Source organism: Mesorhizobium sp. WSM4821, assembly GCF_055901555.1.
The window spans coordinates 6,357,437-6,372,981 of sequence record NZ_CM148371.1; the positions used below are offsets into that span (position 1 = coordinate 6,357,437).

17 protein-coding genes are annotated in these 15,545 nt (G+C 62.3%); 10 read left to right on the plus strand and 7 right to left on the minus strand.

Going from position 1 to position 15,545, the window contains the following annotated elements:
- Positions 1–41: 41 nt before the first annotated feature.
- From AC0NID_RS31085 to AC0NID_RS31110, 6 genes are all read right to left on the minus strand, one after another.
- The gene (locus tag AC0NID_RS31085) at positions 42–1,055 is read right to left on the minus strand and encodes an ABC transporter substrate-binding protein (protein WP_473454064.1); all 1,014 of its coding nucleotides are present in this window, start codon (positions 1,053–1,055) and stop codon (positions 42–44) included.
- Positions 1,056–1,101: 46 nt separating this feature from the next.
- Positions 1,102–2,106: an ABC transporter substrate-binding protein gene (locus AC0NID_RS31090; RefSeq protein ID WP_473454065.1), complete on the minus strand. Its 1,005-nt coding sequence runs from the start codon at positions 2,104–2,106 to the stop codon at positions 1,102–1,104.
- 29 nt (positions 2,107–2,135) lie between these two features.
- On the minus strand, positions 2,136–3,149 hold the full coding sequence (locus AC0NID_RS31095; protein WP_473454066.1) for an ABC transporter substrate-binding protein: 1,014 nt from the start codon (positions 3,147–3,149) through the stop codon (positions 2,136–2,138).
- A gap of 511 nt (positions 3,150–3,660) precedes the next feature.
- The gene (locus tag AC0NID_RS31100; RefSeq protein ID WP_473454067.1) at positions 3,661–3,918 is read right to left on the minus strand and encodes a hypothetical protein; all 258 of its coding nucleotides are present in this window, start codon (positions 3,916–3,918) and stop codon (positions 3,661–3,663) included.
- 110 nt (positions 3,919–4,028) lie between these two features.
- Positions 4,029–5,036: an ABC transporter substrate-binding protein gene (locus AC0NID_RS31105; protein ID WP_473454068.1), complete on the minus strand. Its 1,008-nt coding sequence runs from the start codon at positions 5,034–5,036 to the stop codon at positions 4,029–4,031.
- 316 nt (positions 5,037–5,352) lie between these two features.
- Positions 5,353–5,505 (minus strand): hypothetical protein, encoded by a 153-nt coding sequence (locus tag AC0NID_RS31110; protein ID WP_473454069.1) that lies wholly within the window; start codon positions 5,503–5,505, stop codon positions 5,353–5,355.
- Positions 5,506–5,525: 20 nt separating this feature from the next.
- On the opposite strand from AC0NID_RS31110, the gene AC0NID_RS31115 reads away from it, so the two are divergent.
- The 10 genes from AC0NID_RS31115 (at position 5,526) to AC0NID_RS31160 (ending at position 13,742) form a co-directional block, all read left to right on the plus strand.
- Positions 5,526–6,452, plus strand: a complete 927-nt coding sequence (locus AC0NID_RS31115) for a DUF2493 domain-containing protein (RefSeq protein ID WP_473454070.1) — start codon at positions 5,526–5,528, stop codon at positions 6,450–6,452.
- Positions 6,453–7,436: 984 nt separating this feature from the next.
- Complete coding sequence (locus tag AC0NID_RS31120; RefSeq protein WP_473454071.1) at positions 7,437–7,766, plus strand: DUF736 domain-containing protein; 330 nt, start codon at positions 7,437–7,439, stop codon at positions 7,764–7,766.
- Positions 7,767–8,064: 298 nt separating this feature from the next.
- Positions 8,065–8,292, plus strand: coding sequence for a transcriptional regulator domain-containing protein (locus AC0NID_RS31125; protein ID WP_473454072.1), 228 nt, complete (start codon positions 8,065–8,067; stop codon positions 8,290–8,292).
- Positions 8,282–8,881 (plus strand): DUF2285 domain-containing protein, encoded by a 600-nt coding sequence (locus AC0NID_RS31130; protein WP_473454073.1) that lies wholly within the window; start codon positions 8,282–8,284, stop codon positions 8,879–8,881. The genes AC0NID_RS31125 and AC0NID_RS31130 overlap by 11 nt, the downstream gene beginning before the upstream one ends.
- Positions 8,882–9,014: 133 nt before the next feature.
- The gene (locus tag AC0NID_RS31135; RefSeq protein ID WP_473454074.1) at positions 9,015–9,305 is read left to right on the plus strand and encodes a helix-turn-helix transcriptional regulator; all 291 of its coding nucleotides are present in this window, start codon (positions 9,015–9,017) and stop codon (positions 9,303–9,305) included.
- Between the two features lie 104 nt (positions 9,306–9,409).
- A complete protein-coding gene (locus AC0NID_RS31140) occupies positions 9,410–9,742 on the plus strand; it encodes a DUF2840 domain-containing protein (protein WP_473454075.1) in 333 nt (110 codons plus the stop codon).
- A gap of 26 nt (positions 9,743–9,768) precedes the next feature.
- Positions 9,769–10,380, plus strand: coding sequence for a S26 family signal peptidase (locus tag AC0NID_RS31145; RefSeq protein WP_473454076.1), 612 nt, complete (start codon positions 9,769–9,771; stop codon positions 10,378–10,380).
- Positions 10,346–10,672: a DUF736 domain-containing protein gene (locus tag AC0NID_RS31150; protein ID WP_473454077.1), complete on the plus strand. Its 327-nt coding sequence runs from the start codon at positions 10,346–10,348 to the stop codon at positions 10,670–10,672. The genes AC0NID_RS31145 and AC0NID_RS31150 overlap by 35 nt, the downstream gene beginning before the upstream one ends.
- A gap of 4 nt (positions 10,673–10,676) precedes the next feature.
- Positions 10,677–11,753: a lytic transglycosylase domain-containing protein gene (locus tag AC0NID_RS31155; RefSeq protein ID WP_473454078.1), complete on the plus strand. Its 1,077-nt coding sequence runs from the start codon at positions 10,677–10,679 to the stop codon at positions 11,751–11,753.
- A 246-nt stretch (positions 11,754–11,999) separates the two neighbouring features.
- Complete coding sequence (locus AC0NID_RS31160) at positions 12,000–13,742, plus strand: relaxase/mobilization nuclease domain-containing protein (protein WP_473454079.1); 1,743 nt, start codon at positions 12,000–12,002, stop codon at positions 13,740–13,742.
- A gap of 182 nt (positions 13,743–13,924) precedes the next feature.
- Here AC0NID_RS31160 and AC0NID_RS31165 read toward each other — a convergent pair whose 3' ends face one another.
- Complete coding sequence (locus AC0NID_RS31165) at positions 13,925–15,544, minus strand: ABC transporter ATP-binding protein (protein WP_473454080.1); 1,620 nt, start codon at positions 15,542–15,544, stop codon at positions 13,925–13,927.
- Between the last annotated feature and the right edge of the window lies 1 nt (position 15,545).

Consider the following 15,545-nt stretch of genomic DNA (forward strand, 5'->3'; position numbering starts at 1 on the left):
TCTCCTTCCCTTGAAAAAGGCGCCGCGTGTCGTCGATAGGTCTACGTCTTCAGCTCACGCTTGAGCTCGTCGAGAAAGCGCCAGTAAGTGCCGTCGGTGATGATCGTTTGCGGGCCCGGCTTGACGATGCCCGTCTCCTGCATGCGAAGGGCGTAGAAGCGGATCGTATCCTCCGCATCGTATTCCCGCCATTTGTCAAAGCGCGCGTCGGTCATCGCCTGCAGCGCGTAGTTGTAGCTGCTAGCGAAGCGCTTTTCGACCACGACTCTGGCCACTTGCTCTGGATCAGACACACAGAGGTCGACGGCCTTCAGCATGGCGCGCAGCACGCGCTTCGTCGCCACTGGATATCTTTGAACAAATTCCGAAGTTCCGCAGAGCATGCAGCAGAAGTATTGCGACCACGGGCGGTCGATGCTCGTGTTTAGAATCACATGGCCCAGCTTCCTGATGCGCATTTCCTGCGGTTGGGGCGGTCCAGCGAGAAATGCATCAATCTTGCCGGCGGCAAACATTTCCACTGGGTTGACGTTCGGGGTGGCAACCCAGTCGATGTCGTTGTTGGGATCAAGCCCGACGCTTGCCGTCATGATCACCAGGAGCATGTGCGGAATCCCCAGAATTGCATCGACGCCGACGCGCTTGCCCTTAAGGTCCTTAACGCTGCGGATGCTGTCATTCGCGAACAGTTCGAGGCAGCCTGCATGCATGCCAGCCAGTACCGTGATAGGCACGCCGTTGGCGATCGAGCGGATATGTGCGGGCGGGAAATTCCAATCGAAATCCAGTTCGTTATTGGCTATCCAGTCCGCGGAATCGGGGCCCGTGCCTGATGTGAGGAACTGTACGTTCATGATGCCTTCGGCGCGCAGCAGCTCCTCCGAAACGTACATGGCCGCCTGGCAATCTGAGACATTGGGGAACGCGGGCAAACGGACGCTGGTGACTTCCGGCGGCGCCTCGGCCTGCGCTCGTGTCGTCGTGCCGATAAGTCCCGCGGCGCCTACTGCCGCAGCGCCGGCCAGGAAATGACGGCGGTTCTGGAAGACCTGCATGAGCCTCTCCTTCCCTCGATCGGTCGCACGGCGTGTTGGCGACTGCCTACGTCTTCAACTCCTTCTTCAGTTCGCTGAAGAAGCGCCAGTCGGTGCCTTGGGCCAAGAGCTTCTGGGGGGTGTTCTTGAGCATCCCGACCTCGTGGAGGCGCAAGGCGTAGAAGCGCAGGGTGTCCTCAGCGCTATACTCGCGCCAACCGTAGGGGAGCCCCTTTATGACCTGGAGGGCATGGTCATAGCGCCTGGTATAGCCCTGCTCCACCAAGTACTGGGCGGACTGCTCCGGCTCGCTGGTGCAGAAATCCGCCGCTTTCAAGATGGCGCGGAGGACGCGTTTGGTGGCCACTGGATACGTGCGGACGAACTCCCGGTTCCCAGCCAGCATGCAGCAGAAGTATTGCGACCAGGGCCGATCCACGGTGCTGCTAATCACCACATGGCCGATCTGCCGCTCCCGCATCTCCTGCGGTTCGGGGGGAAAGCCTAGGTAGGCATCGATCTTCCCCTCACTTAGGAGCCGGATGGACTCGGGTCCCGGATGCGTGACGAAGTGTATGTCCTTATGCAGGTCCAGGCCCACATAAGCCGTCATAGCGGCGAGAAAGACGTATCGGCTGGAGTCCAGCGCTGGCACGGCCACGGTTTTCCCCTTGAGGTCGCGGATCGACTGGATGCGATCGGTGCCGAACAGCTCAAAGCAGCCGACGTGGAGTCCTGCCAGGATGACGATGGGATCCCCCGCTTCCAGGCGGAGAAGGAGCGGGGCGGCGAAATGCGCACCGAGGTCGGCTTCACCAGAGGCGAGGGCCGGCGCGATGTCTGCGGTACCCTCTTTTTGGAGGTAGTGCACCTCGGTGAACCCTTCGCTGCGCAGCAGTTCTTCGGCTACATACTGGGGCGCCTGACAGATGCTGGGAATCCGGACGAGCCGGATCCGCGTCGTCTCTGGCGGTGGCTCTGAGGGGAGCGATTGCTGGACCCCAACTAGGCTCGCGGCGCCGGCTGCCGAAAGGCCGGCCAGGAAGCGCCGGCGGCTTTGGATGACTTCCATGTCCACGTCTCCCCTTGAGACAAATGGGATCAGGTTTTCAGCTCACGCTTCAACTCGTCGAGGAAGCGCCAGTCCGTTCCGTCGGCGATGATTTGTTGCGGGCTAGATTTGATCACGCCCGTCTCCTGCATGCGCAGTGTGTAGAACCGCAGGGAGTCTTCAGGATCGAATTCGCGCCAGCGGTCGTACCGGATATCCTTGAGCGTTTGGAGCGAGTAGTCATACGATGGGACGAAATCGCCATCGACCATCTGCCGGGCCACCCGTCGCGGATCCGACACGCAGAGGTCGGCGGCCTTGAGGATGGATCGCAAGACCCGCTTGGTCGCCACCGGGTACCTGTTCACGTAGTCCGTCGTCGCGGAGATCATGCAGCAGAAATACTGAGACCACGGGCGGTCGACGGCATTGTTGAGGATCGTGTGGCCGATCTTCTTGGCGCGCAGCTCCTGCGGCTGGGGCGGCGTCCCGAGGAATGCGTCGATCTTCCCTTGGACGAAGAGTTCCGTGGGCTTGACGTCTTCAGTCAGGACCCACTGGATATCGTTGACGGGATCGAGCCCGACATAGGCGGACATGAGGGACAGCCACACGTGTCGCGAGTTGTTGAAACCATCAACGCCCACTCTCTTGCCCCGCAGATCCGTGACGCTGCGGATACTCTCGTTGGCGATCAGTTCGAGGCATCCCGAATGCAGGCCGGTTAGCACCTTGATCGGCACGCCAGCATCGATCGACGCGATTTGGTTCGGCGGGAAGTTGACCGAGAAATCCGTCTCACCACGTGCAATCCACTCCGATTGGTCGATGCTCCTATCGCCTTCTACGTAGCGGACGTCGGTGAAGCCCTCTGCGCGCATCAGTTCCCCGGCGATGTAAGCGCCTGCCCAGCAGTAGGAACCACCAACCCACCGCGGCAGACGAACCGTGGTCGTTTCCAGCGGCGGTTCCGCGTGGAGTGACTCGGGAAGACCGACGATACCGGCAGCGCCTGCTATTGCAGCGCCAGCCAGGAACCGGCGGCGGGTTTGCATGATCTGCATCGGAACGATCCCTCTCTTCCGAACTGCAAAAAGGCAATTCTGGCCGGAACCGAGCAAAAGAGGTTTCGGCAGAGGCAGGTGGTCTCGTGAGCGCGACGAGTAGTTGTGGATCTAGCGCGCCCAGTCCGATGCGGGAGTCTTGTGCTCTCAGTCGCCGGCTCATCTATTAGCAATCGACGATATGCCACGATACGCTCAATTTGCGTTGGTTGCGAGCGCAAACTTACTCCGCCAAACGTCCTGCCACCGCCTCGCGGCCAGGAGACCGTTAGCGCGGTTGCGAATGCCACTTCGAGTTTACCGCGCGGCCGGACCAAGCCATCGACGTTGAGCCCCAAGAGGTACCAGACGCCGCGATATGCGGCGCCGAGGACGAACTTCTGAACGGCAGAGGGCGTTCCTTCGCTGAGATCGGGAACCTGGACGGGTGCGCGGCGCCACGCGGCATCACCGATCCCCAGGTCGTTCAGCCCGATGGCCTGGTCGGAAATCGCGGCAATTAACTCGTCACTCATCCCAAAAGTCGCGCGCAGGCGCAATTGTTGGCTGGTGCCACTGAACACGTAAATAGTGCCCGCATCCGTGTCCGATAGTACACCGCCTTCGCTACGATCGTCCGCAGCACCGTGTCGGGATCGAGCGTCGAATTGACCGCTTTGCTGAGTTCGCCGAGCGCTTCCAGTTCGCCGACCGAGCGTGCAAGCTCGGCCGTGCGTGCCTCCACCTCTTGATAGAGTAGCCCCAGCTGCTCAAGGCCGATGGTCGACAAGAATGCGATTGGGCGCTGGCGCAATCATCAGCAACCGTTCGCCGCGTCATGTGAATGCGCCGGCCAAGCAACGAGCAGCGCCAATAACAAGACGCGCGCCGGCCACATATTCATGTCTTCAACTCGCGCTTGAGCTCATTGAGGAAGCGCCAATCCGTGGCCTTGGCGATGATCTCCTGGGGACTCGCCGCGATAGCGCCGGCCTCGCGCAGGCGCAGTGCATAGAAGCGCACCGTGTCTTCCGCGTCATAGTCCCTCCACCGCTTGTAGGGGACCTCGCCGAGGGCTTGGAGCGCATAGTCGTAATTGGCGGTGAATTTTCCCTCGACGAGACGGCGCGCGACCATGGTGGGGTCGGCCACGCACAGATCGGCTGCCTTGAGAATGGCACGCATCACCCGCTTCGACGCGACTGGATTGGCGGCGACGAAGCCGGGATTGCCGGCCAGCAGGCAGCAGAAATACTGCGACCACGGCCGGTCGAGCGCACTGTTAAGGAGGACGCGGCCAGCCCCCTTGGCGCGCAGCTCCTGCGGCTCCGGCGGAAAGCCTAAAAAGGCATCGACATCGCCACGCAGGAATAATTCCTTCGGCTTCACCTCGGGATCGCTCACCCAGACGATGTCGCGCACCGGGTCCAGCCCGACATGGGCCGCTATGCTGACGATGAATAGATGCGGACTCGATCCGAGTGCCTGGACACCGACTTTCCTGCCCTTGAGTTGGAGGATGCTGTCGATGCCTGGCTGGACGAACAGCTCGAAACAGCCCGGATGAACGCCGCCCATCAATGTCAGCCGGTGCCCCTGATCGACGGCGACAATCGTGGGTGCAATGAAGTTCAGGCCGAAATCGATCTTGCCGCTCGCCGTGTCTGTCGCCATCACAGTGCCAGGCTGGGTCTCGACATAATCCACATGCGTGAAACCCTCGGCATGAAGCAGATCCTCCGCGACAAATTGCGGCGCGAGGCAGATGCCGAAGGTCTTGCTCAGGCGAATCCGGCTGGTCTCGGGCGGCGGGTCGGCGCTGGCCGGGGTCGCGGCGCCGACGAGGCCGACAGCACCGGCTGCCGAGAGGCCGGCCAGAAAGCGGCGGCGGCTTTGGATGATCTGCATCAGAACGCTCTCCGAACCGCGAAAACGAGCCTGGACCGGAATCGAGCAAAAGAAATCCGGCAGAGGGTGACATCTTGTCGGCGCGCCCGAAGGCCTGTGAGCTAGAGCGCGCTAGCCAGTGAAGCATTCATACACCCTATTTCGGCGGCTGTCAGTGGCGGCTTCGAGCTGCTTCTGGACGGCCGAGCTTACCGTCCCGGGGTGACCGGATCGGATCACGTCACGACAATATTCGCACTCGCCGAGGAACGCGACCCCCGGCCTTCGAGAGGGCGATCGGCCGGCAAGCGCTCCGACCGGCAATGCCTGCGGCCGGCTATTTTCCGCCGCCCTTCGGGCTTTGCAGCGCGAAACAAAATAGCCGGCCTGCGTCATCCTGCGCTGCCGCTTCGGCCCGCGCTTCGCTGCGGGTGCAGGTCATCGCGCCCGCCGGCTTTCGTCGCCAGAAGGCCGCGAAGGTCGCGGTCATATCCGGCGAAGGAGCATCCCATGACCGACCACGATCACGATTTCGAACCCGCCCACGCTTCATCCCCCATCGACCATGTCCTCACCGAGCTCCAGCTCTATGGCCACCGCCCGTTTTGCGATGAACCAGATCCTCGGCCACTTCCGGAAGGCAATGTCGTCGCCGGCGCGATCACCGATGTCTTCCAGGCGCTGGTGGTGGCACTCGCCGATACCCGACTCGAACCCGACCTCGATGATCTTCTCTGGTCGGCCGTCAATGTCTTTCACCGCGCCACCGGCCGCATTGAACGCGAGCTCGACGACAACGAGCAGGGGCAGCTCCGCAGCCAGCGCGAACAGGACGGCAGCGAAGTGAAATCGGTCGAACTGGAGCGCCTGACGGCCGAGGGCCAGACCCTGATCGAGCGCCGCAACGTCTTCGAGCTGATGCGTGACCATGCCGCCGATCTCTACGAACATCATATTGGAACGAGCTGGCGACCGCGCTCGGGATCGATGGTCAGCCATCGCAACCTGACGGCAGCGATGATCGACAGCCGCGATTTCCTGCACGCCAAGAAGCGCGCCGAAACGCAGGTCCTGCTACCACCAGGGCCGAAGATCGCCATCACCGGCGGACTCGACTTCAACGACCACAGTCTGATTTGGAACAAGCTCGACCAGGTTCACGCCAAGCACCCCGACATGGTGCTGATCCACGGCAAGTCATTGAAGGGCGCCGAGAAGATCGCCTCCCGCTGGGCGGACCATCGGCAAGTGCCGCAGATCGGTTTTGCGCCCGACTGGACGAGACATGGCCGTGCCGCCCCCTTTAAACGCAATGATCAGATGCTTGAGGTCATGCCAATCGGCGTGATGCTGTTTCCCGGCACTGGCATCCAACACAACCTTGCAGACAAGGCCCGCAAGCTCGGCATCCCAGTCTGGCAGTTCGTCGGCGAATGAGCGTCGCCGAACTGCCATAGCTTGCAAGAACGGTGCGGCACCGGCGAGAGTCAGGTGCTTTTGTGGGATTGCCTGCGCATTCCTTGAGAACGAGAATCTCATGACAACGAGGACCTTTGCTAATTTGAGAAAGCGCCGTTCGCATTTGCTTCGACCACGTCCCGCAGAGCTGCGGATTGGCCAACCCAAATGCCCGGCCCTGAGGCTATGCCTCTGCATCGACGGGTCCGTGGCCACGCAAGACGGGAATGCTTTTTTCCGTACGCACCAAAGCACCGGCGTCCACATTGCAGAGCGGTCTTTCGCGGGCGACAATTGCCGGCGATCAAGCCAGCTATGGCATTGGTAAGGCGCATTGTGCCGCCGCAACGGGCAGTCCCCTCTCTCGTTTGGCGTTCGCACTCGGCACGTCCGTGATGGAGGCTCCGGAGCGGCGAGAAAGGCTTCCTGCTGGCTCATCACCGGCGTTGGCTCACTTCACTATTGGCACGCGAGCAGCTCGGTCAGATCAAAGCTCCCCAGATTGAAGCGTTTGGACCAGGTCGGCGTAACAGGCCCTGCTTCAACGTCAGCAATCGGCATCGGTGCCATGCGTGCGCCATTGGCTCAGCTGACGAATCCGAACGTCGGCGCACAGGAGACATTGCCGCCGGTTGCCCAGCCAACGAGCATTGAAACCGGGATGAATGCGCCACATTCTCCGTTGATCCGTCTGTACCAGGTCGACCGCTCCAAACGGTCTCTCACTGGGCTGATCTGGCCGAAGGACGGCTGCGCCTCGACCGCCTAAGCCGCAACGGCGCGATCGCGACTTTCTTCCCCTGGGCTGCGCCCATTCCTCGCGGACAACAAAGTCGCTCCCGCGCCGTCCTCCGCTGCCGCTTCGGCCCGCAATCGGGTGCGGCGCCGGTCGCCTCCTGCCTGTGGATCGCCATCGAGACCGCAATGGTGCGGGCTCGGAAACAGTGATCAAGGAGAACGAACATGGCGACCATCGGCACTTTCAAGAGGGTTGGCAAGAAAGAGCTCACCGGCGACATCATTACCCTTTCGCTCCAGGCCAAGAACGTCCGCATCGTTCCGGCGGCTCACCGCGCCGGCGACAACGCACCCAGCCACCGCGTCCTGTATGACGGGTTTGAAATCGGGGCTGCCTGGTCCAAGCGCTCCAGCGAGGGCCGCGACTATCTCGGTTTGAAACTGGACGATCCGAGTTTCACCGCTCCGATCTACGCCAACCTGTTCGATGACGAGGAAGACGAAGGCTACGTCCTCATCTGGTCTCGCTCCAACGGCCGCCGCAACGGAGACTAGGCCGCCTGAGCACCTCGCCCGCCCGGACGACCGGGCGGGCCAGGTGCCTTTTAGGCGACCACTCGGCTCATGCCTGACCTGCGCTTGCGCAATCGCGCCGAACCAGACATGGCCCGGCTCTACTGGGTTCGGCCCGCCTCACAAGGCGGCTATGTGAATCTGGCGGTGCGCCACGCTGATCGCCACTTGCCGTCTGCTCCGCTTTGCTGAATCAGCACAGCGGTTTGCCGATTCTCCAACTACCCAACGTCCGTATCGCCACAGATGTTGACTGCGAACCCCTCGACCAGACGAGGGCATGTGGAGAGGACTTGGAACGTTGCAGGACAACTGGACCGGTCCGGCAGCCTATGCGCACATGCCGGATTATGAGGCCGCCGATTTCGCTGCCGAGTATCTGATCCGGAACGACGAATTCGTCGCCGAATGCAGCCAGCTTGTGTCGCGGGGCGCACATATTGGAGAGCTTCTCGGTCCGCCCGACTTCGCCGCCCGCTGGGGCGCGCGATTTCTCAATGGCCGCTGATGAGCTTCCGTCAGCTGACGATATCGTCTGGACGGAACAGGCCTCGCCGCGCGTGCTCCGCGCCACGCGGATGCCTGCCTCGATTGGTCCCTCGCATCAGAGCGTCTATCCCTCCAGGCTCAGCAGCGCCACCATTTGGAAGCAGGGTGACGGGTTTCAGCTGCTTTGGCCGGCTTCGGCGCGAACGCATCAGCTGGTTGCCGAGGGCTGCGACAGCTCATCGGGCATCAATGCCATTGTCCTGCCGCTCGACCCCGCCCTCGAGACGCGGCTCGATGCAGCGCGCCAGTTCTGGCGGGCATTGACCGGTCGACCGCTCGCTCCAGCCTACGGTGCACTGCCGTACCAGGCGAAGATCAGGCATATCCTCAATCTGCGCGCTCATGATGGTCGTCGGGCCGGCGCAACGTATCGTCAGCTCGCCGAGGCACTGTTGTCGAAAGAGCCGATCGCGCCACGGGATTGGCGCGATCATCATCTGAGGCACAAGGTCCGGGCGATCCTGCGGCGAACGGATCGCATGGTAGCCGGCGGCTATCGCGACCTTCTTTTCTATCCACACAGCCGCGGCCGAAAATCCGATCGCTGAAGCCTTTTCGCAGGGGTAGCAAAAACGCACCCCCTAATCTTTGCCCTCCCTTGTGCTTCCTCATTTCGACCATGCTCCATTTCGCGCGTCCCGGCAGGCCAGGACGACAGCAAAACCGAATGGAGATCGAGCGATGTCGAAGGGTCCCGCGGACGCGCCCCAGAAATACCTGCGCACGAAGGAGGCAGCACCTATTGTCGGGCTTTGCGCCCGCACTCTCGAAAAGCACCGGACGTACGGCACAGGCCCGAAATACCGCAAGATCGGCGGCCGTGTCCTCTACGATATCGATGATCTGCACGCCTGGATCGCGCTAGGCGCGCGCACTTCCACCAGCGATGCGGACGCGACCTTTGTCCCGCCGGCCAAGCCTCATGCGGCCCTTGCGCCAGCCTATGCCGCCCGCCGCGCTCGCGTCTCCTGAAACGCGGTGCAACGACAATGTGGCGGCACTTTCACGACCGCACCCGGCGTGAACTGCTTCATGCTCGCGCCACCGACATCGCGTCATGCGACGCACAGGAGTTGATGTCCTGGCCTGACTTTTCGTTGGCAACATCGCTGCGCGTGACACCGATCGATTGTCGCAAGGGCGAGATGTCGATCGGCACCGGGGCGACCATCGAGCCCAACATCCTGCGCGAGCGCTGCTTGTCCGTCGCTCATTGGCAGGCTGGCACCACCGTCCTGCTCGCCGCGGGCGGATGGCCGAATATCGCAAGGATCGACATCGATCCCGCCGACGTTTCGCCGAACCATAGGCGTCCGTCCCATGGCCGGCACGCCGCACGAGAAGCGCCCAGCTCCTACACCCGCCAGCGCCATGACGCTTGGCTGCTGCGCCGGCGGACTGGGCTATGAGTGTGCGCCCGGCGACCATCGCAGCGATGTTCGGCGGCGCGGTTCTCATAACCCTGCCGGCCTGGATTGGCCATCGGCCGCAGTTCATCTGGAACGCATCAGCGAGCGTTCCGATCGGGTTCTACCGGGTCGAGCCGTACGGCAGGATCGGTGTTGCCGACATCGCCATCGTCATGCCGCCCAAACCGCTGGCGGACTTCATGGCAAGACGCGGATATCTGTCGAAAAACGTGCCGCTGCTGAAGCGCGTGCTTGCCCTTGGTGGACAGACCGTTTGCCGTCGCCGCACCGCTATCATCGTCGGCGGCGTGACCTATGGACATGCGCGCGAGTATGACAGTCGCGGCCGAGCGCTGCCGCTCTGGCAGGGCTGCCGCGTGATCCCCGGTGACGAAGTCTTCCTCATGAACTGGGACGCAACCGACAGTTTTGACGGTCGCTATTTCGGGCCATTGCCGCTCACGTCGATCATTGGCCGCGCGGTCCCGCTGTGGACTTGCGACGACACCTTTTCAGCGCCGATCGCTTCTGATGATCCCGTGCCCGGCGGGCTGGCCAAGGCTCGCTCCACCCCTCTTCAACGCTCACGAAAGGAGTACTGCAATGGCCATGATTGGCACCTTCACCCGCAACGATGACGGTTTCTTTGGCAACATCACGACGCTGGCACTCGACGCAAAGCTCGCCATCCTGCCTGCCGAGAAATCGGATGCAGAAAACGCACCCGACCATCGCGTCTTCTGTGAAGGCATGGAGGTTGGCGCAGCGTGGGATCGTAGCGGCGACAAGGCCGGCGCCTATCTCTCCGTCTCGATAGACGATCCATCCTTCACGCAGCCATTACGCGCCAATCTGTTCCAGTCCGATGCGGAGAAGGGCGCCTGGCGCCTTTACTGGAGCCGGCCATCGAAGAGCAACCAGCGAGGCTGATCGGATGCTCTGGCTGCGCTTCAGCTGTCTTGCTGCGGTAAACCCGTTGTTCGATCGGGCGGCGATCAAACCGTTCGTCCCGGTCGCCCATCAGGCGGCCTACGCGCACAGCGAAGGTCAGGGCAAGCCGGGCGCTTGCCCACCGTTGCGGACGCTCATCGCATCAAAATTTGACGAGAGCCGGACCGGCCGGCGAAGGCTCGCCCGCGGCGGCACCGAGCACGGCGGCAAGCTGGCGGCGCACCAAAACAGCGGTGCTTGCGCTGTCATCTGCCAGGGCATCACAGCGCTTTGTGCATGCGTGATGCTGACCGTTTCAGGGTCCGCTATAAGCGCAGAACCTCGCCCGCATAAAGGACAGCCGGCGCACTCCAACGGCAGGACCTCGTCCACAGATCCCTGGTCGGCGCATATCCGCGAGGCAGCGAGACGATTTGCCATTCCCGAGCGGTTGCTTCGCGCCGTCATGCATGTCGAGAGCGCTGGTGATGTTCATGCGATGTCGAGCAAGGGCGCGATGGGCCTGATGCAGATCATGCCAGGAACATGGGAGGAACTGCGCATCAAGCATCATTTCGGCGATGATCCTTATCAGCCGCGCGACAACATTCTTGCCGGCGCTGCTTATCTGCGTGAGATGCTCGACCGCTTTGGCGGTAACGGCTTTCTCGCTGCCTACAATGCCGGCCCGGCGCGATACCAAAAGCATCTTTTGACCGGTCGCCCGCTGCCACGTGAGACGATCGACTACGTCAGGAAACTCGCGCCGCTGATTAGAGGTACCGTCTCCATTCCGCCGCGTGCACGACAAGGAGCAAACAAGGCGAGTGCACTCGATTCGTCGGTTTTTGTGCAAATCAGCGCCATCGGCAATGTCGCCGCGCGGCATGGCAAGTGCGGCGCGCTTGTTGCCGCAGAAACGATGTTCGCGGGCATCCATTTGCCCTCGATGTGCGCGACAAGGGCCGTTTCTGTCGTTGATCTGACCGCGGTCGAGCCACAGCCGGATGACACTGGATCCGCGTCAAAACCTCTCCTTGCCGGCCTGTTCGTGCAGCGTTCTTCACAGCGATTGCGATGATTGCCACATTGCTGGTCAATCGCATTGCGGCCTGCTTCGTCGCGGAAGTTGCGGCAGGATGGCTGGCAACGGAACGAGCGGATAGGGGTGGCAAGATAAAGGGCACGATGTGCGCTTGGGTCGAATGGCGAGAACGCAAGGGTTTCAGAGGCGGTTTCGCGATGTGCGCAGATTTCGCGCGATGTGCGCCAATCGCCACTTTCTGGATTCTTCCGCTAGATGCTGCACCTCGCGGGGAAAACGGCCATGAACCATGAGAACGACTTCCGCGTGCGGCCAGGTCGTATCCGTTCCAAGGCTGGCCAGCGCGCGCGACCCTTCATCTTTCAGGCGCTCGCGGCGGCACAGCGTGCCGGTGGTACCACTTCACGCAAAGGCCATTTGATCTCGCCGCGCCACTCGACTTTTGGACGGGGTCGCACGGCGAGTATCTGCGCCAATCGCCTCATCACCAGTCGCTCGCGCGGCGGCGTCGTCAAAGCCCGCGTGGTGCGTCAGTTCGGCCGCGCCGCGCCGCTCGTCGCCCATCTCAAATATCTTCGCCGCGAGGGCGTGACACGCGACGGCGAGGACGCGAGAATGTTTGGTCCCGATACGGACGAAGCCGACCACGATGGCTTTGCCGAACGATGCAAGGAAGACCGGCATCATTTTCGTTTCATTGTCTCACCCGATGACGCCGTGGAACTGGGCGACCTGAAAGGCTTCAGCCGCGACCTGATGGCCGACATGGAGCATGATCTCGGCACGAAACTCGACTGGATCGGCGTCGACCACTGGAACACCCAACACCCGCACGTTCACATTCTCGTCCGCGGTGTCGCAGACGACGGCGAGAACCTCGTCATCTCGCGTGACTACATCCGCCAGGGCATGCGCGACCGCGCCGGCGACATTCTCACCCAGACGTTGGGGCTCCGCACCGACCAGGACATCCGCCAAACCATCGAACGGCAGGTCGAGACGGAGCGCTGGACACAGCTCGACCGCCAGCTTGCCCGCGACATGGATCGTCATGGCATCATCGATCTCGCTCCGCCCGCGGACCGCCCGCCCGACGAGTTCCTGGCAGTCAAGGTCGGGCGGCTGCGCCGGCTCGAAAACCTTGGCCTTGCCGACGAAATCGGTCCCGGCCAGTGGATGTTGGCCGATGAGGCCGAGGCGACAATGCGCTCGCTGGGCGAGCGAGGCGATATCATCAAGCGCATGCACCGCAGTCTCGCCGAGCACGGCATCGACAGGGAACCATCGGGCTATGTTCTCGCAGCCGAGCAGGTCGAGACGCCGGTCACTGGTCGGCTGCTCGAACGTGGCTTGGATGACGAGCTGGGCGGTTCGGCCTATGCCATCGTCGACGGCATCGACGGACGTGTGCATCACGTGCGTTTTCATGATCTCGACTTAACCGGAGACTGCGCGCCGGGCTCGATCGTGGAGTTCTGGCGATATGAGGATGGGAAGGGACGTGCCAGTGTCGGGCTCACCGTGCACTCCGATCTTTCAGTCGAAGACCAAATCCACGCTTCCGGGGCGACATGGCTCGACCGGCAACTGGCCGCCCATCAGCCGGCCGAGCTCGGCGACGGTGGCTTTGGTCAAGACGTAAGACAGGCGCTTGAGGCCCGTGCCAATCACCTGATCGAGGAGGGCTTGGCCTGGCGCGAAGGGCAGCGCGTGATCCTTGCGCGCAACCTAATCGACACTCTGCGTAGCCGGGAAGTCGATGCGATTGGCTCACAGCTCGCTGCCGAAACCGGCCTGCCCTTCACTAAGGCAGCAGATGGAGATCATGTGACCGGCATCTACCAGCGGCGTATATCGCTCGCTTCCGGCCGCTTCGCGATGATCGATGACGGGCTCGGCTTCAGTCTTGTGCCCTGGTCGCCATCGCTCGACAGACAATTGGGCAATTATCTCTCTGGGGTGGCGCGCGGTGATGGCATCGGCGTGGATTGGAGCCTCGGAAGAAGGCGCGGCCTCGGGCTGTGAGGTTCCCAACTGGCGCGCAAATTCAGACCTTTGCTCTGTCTGGAATGCGCTGATCCAAGGCATTTCCAGCTTTCACTGCAAATGCTCGCGCGGCCATGAACTGCCATTTACTTCGCGCGAAGGGCACGGCGGTTTGTTTGCTCCCCAGACAACCACCATCCGCTGCGGCCCTGACCGGCCGCCTATGCGCTCAAGCGAAACCGCGTGACGTCGATGGCCGCATTCATCAGCGTCTGTGTGTAGCTTGCTTGTGGATTGCTGAAGATCGCCTCGGTTGGTCCTTCCTCAACGATCTTGCCCTGCTTCATGACGATGATGTAGTCGGCCATGGCGCGCACGACGGCAAGGTCGTGGCTGATGAACAGGTAGGACAGTTCGTGGTCGGCCTGCAGCTTACGCAGCAATTCGACGATCTGCTTCTGGACGGAACGGTCGAGCGCCGAGGTCGGCTCGTCGAGGACGACCAGCTTGGGCTTGAGGATCATCGCCCGCGCAATGGCGATGCGCTGACGCTGGCCGCCGGAGAATTCGTGCGGGTAGCGATTGCGCGCATTCGGATCGAGCCCGACCTCGCGCAAGGCCTCGACCGCGCGCAGATCGCGTTGCCTGCCCGACAGGGTCGGCTCATGCACCAAAAGCCCTTCGGTGATGACCTGGCCGACGGTCATGCGCGGTGACAGCGAACCGAACGGGTCCTGGAAGACGAGCTGCAATTCACGCCGCAGCGGTCGCATGGCCTGACGGTCGGCGGCGGAAATATCGCGATCGCCGAAGCGGATAACGCCATCGCTCGGCAGGAGCCGCAGCAACGCCCGGCCAAGCGTCGATTTTCCCGAACCGGATTCGCCGACGATGCCGATGGTCTGGTTTCGTTTCAGCCGGATCGAAATGCGATCGACCGCGCGCAGCATCAGCGGCTCTCCGGCAAGAAACCCGCCGCCGATCCTGAAAGTCACTTCGACATTGCGGCCTTCGAGCAGCACGGGCGCATTTGGTGGCGGCGGCGCCTTGGCTCCGGTCGGCTCGGCGGCCAGCAGCATCTTGGTATAGGCATGCTGCGGGCTGACGAAGATCGCCTCCGCCTCGCCCTCCTCGACGACCTCGCCGTAGCGCATGACATAGACGCGGTCGGCAAAGCGCCGGACAATACCGAGATCGTGGGTGATGAAGACGATCGCCATGCCGAGCTTGCGCTGCAGTTCGGCGAGCAGCATCAGGATCTGCGCCTGGATCGTCACGTCGAGTGCCGTCGTCGGCTCGTCTGCGATCAGGATGTCGGGATCGTTGGCCAGCGCCATGGCGATCATCACCCGCTGGCGCTGGCCGCCCGACATTTCGTGCGGATAGGATTTCATCCGCCGCTCGGGATCGGGAATATGGACCAGCCGCAAGAGCTTGAGCGCCTCTTCGCGTGCTTGCGCCGCGCCAAGCCCGCGATGCCGACGGATCGGTTCGATCAGCTGGTTGCCGATCGAATAAAGCGGATCGAGCGAGGTCATCGGCTCCTGGAAGATCATGCTGATCTTACGGCCGCGGACCTTGTTCAACTCGGACTTGCTCAGGGTCAAAAGGTTGCGGCCGCGATAGTCGACGACGCCTGTCGCCTCACCGTTCGAGGCCAGCAGGCTCATCGCCGCCATCATCGTCTGGCTCTTGCCGGAGCCGGATTCGCCGACCACGGCGACGGTCTCGCCTGCATTAACGTGGATGTTGATGCCCTTGACGGCTTCGACCGCGCCATCAAGCGTGCGGAAGCGGACCCGAAGGTCCTTGACGCTGAGGATGGTTTCGGAAGCGGCCATC